General features: G+C 57.9%; 3 protein-coding genes. All 3 read right to left on the minus strand.

Annotation, left to right across the window (positions count from 1 at the left end; genetic code table 11):
- Positions 1-749, minus strand: a 749-nt coding sequence (locus JV201_RS29895) for a flagellar cap protein FliD N-terminal domain-containing protein (RefSeq protein ID WP_308340728.1), incomplete at its 3' end; no start/stop codon positions are given.
- Between the two features lie 80 nt (positions 750-829).
- Positions 830-1,189 carry a flagellar protein FlaG gene (locus tag JV201_RS21275; RefSeq protein ID WP_102369676.1) on the minus strand — a complete coding sequence of 120 codons (360 nt, stop codon included), beginning with the start codon at positions 1,187-1,189 and terminating at the stop codon, positions 830-832.
- 74 nt (positions 1,190-1,263) lie between these two features.
- On the minus strand, positions 1,264-1,668 hold a 405-nt coding region (locus JV201_RS29900; protein WP_257903247.1), incomplete at its 5' end, for a flagellin.

Raw genomic sequence — 1,668 nt, forward strand, 5'->3', positions numbered from 1 at the left:
CCCGAAACCCCCGTCAAGGTGATGCTCACACCACTGATTGCGTTGGGCAGGGTATTGCTCGTGGACTCTTGAGGGCTGCCGTCCAGAGTATACACGGCGTTCACCGGTGCCGCGCCCACGACCGTCGCGCCCGTATCCAGGCCCGAGGAGCCCTTGAAGGTGATGTCACTACCTTTACCGGTAGTCGAGGACGTGACCACCAACCGGGAACCGTTGGAGTCGGTCAGGATGTTGGCACTCAAGCCCGAATTGCCGTACTGCGTATTGAGCGAGTCACGCACCTGCTGAAGGGTCCCGCCCGGCGGCACACTGACGCTGTAATCCTTGCCGGATTGGGAGACCGTAAACACCGTCGCCGAAGCCCCGGAATTGACAACCGCCGTCGGCCCACCAGGAATCACTGCCGTGGAGACTTTGGACGCCGTGGCCAAATTGGTAACGTTCAACGTAAAGTTGCCGGCCGCAGCGCCCGGGCCCAGCGTGACCGTCGCGAGCTTGTCGTTCGAAACCGTCGCACTCAGGCCGCTGAAGTTGACGGTCTTGGTCATGTTGTCCAGCGCGCCCCGGAACGCATCCAGGGCCGCCTGGATCTTGCCGATCGAGGTCAGTTGCGCAGTGGATATTTTGGTCTGGCTATCGATCTGCGCTTGCTTGGGTGCGGTTTGCGCCCCCACCAACGACTTCACAAGGCCTTGCACATCGATACCCGTACCCGGGCCGTTGACCGTTAGACCTGCTACGACTGTCATCGTCTTTCTCCTAATCCGGGGCTGATGCTTTATTGACGAATCACGCTCTAGGCAGTTTTCGCAACAAAGTTCATGCCAGTTTAGACCTTGGCGTCAAACAGCAAGCTGCTGGCGTCATGAAGGCTCTGGGCGAGTTTCAGGGCCAATTCCGAAGGAATCTGGCGAATGACCTCACCGCTTTCGGTTGCAATGACCTTGACCACAACCTGGTGGGTGGAGTCATCAATGGAAAAATCCAGTTTGCGCTGGGCAGCCTGGATGAATTCGTTTATGTCGTTGACCGCTTTTTTCAAGTCGGTGTGGCTCGATGGCTGCTGGGCATCTTTCGCGCCAGCAACGGCGTCCACCTTGGGTTTCTGCGGATCGGCACTGACAGGAGCAGGTGCATTCTGTGGCGCTGCCGCAGGGTAAGACAGGTTCAGTTTGACGCTCATGTCCATGACCAATCACCTCATTAGACAAAAGACAAAAGGGCACGTAAACGCGCCCTTCCGTCAGTTACCAAGCGCCGTTATTACTGAAGCAGCTTCAGTACAGCGGATGGCAGTTGGTTCGCCTGGGACAGGATCGCAGTCGAAGCCTGTTGCAGGGTTTGTTGCTTGGTCAACTGAGCGGTTTCAGAAGCGAAGTCAACGTCCTGGATCACGCCACGAGCAGCGGTGGAGTTGTCCGAGATGCTCTGCAGGTTGGCGATGGTGTTGTCGAAACGGTTTTGTACAGCACCGAGGTCAGCACGCTGGGAGTCGATGGTGGACAGTGCCTGGGTCAGCACGTCAACAGCGCTCTGAGCATTGGCAGCGGTGGTCACGTCAGTGTTGCTGACAACGACTTTAGCCGAGTTAACAGCGGTTGCAGTCCCGTCACCGAACACGCCGGGAACGCCGTCGCCAGACAGGGAGTAGCTGGAGCTGGAGTTCAA

Source organism: Pseudomonas sp. Colony2, assembly GCF_019382755.1.
Lineage (GTDB): Bacteria > Pseudomonadota > Gammaproteobacteria > Pseudomonadales > Pseudomonadaceae > Aquipseudomonas.

Coding starts and splice junctions, on each gene's coding strand:
- JV201_RS21275 (WP_102369676.1), bottom strand. CDS start 1,189: ATGGACATGAGCGTCAAACTGAACCTGTCTTACCCTGCGGCAGCGCCA.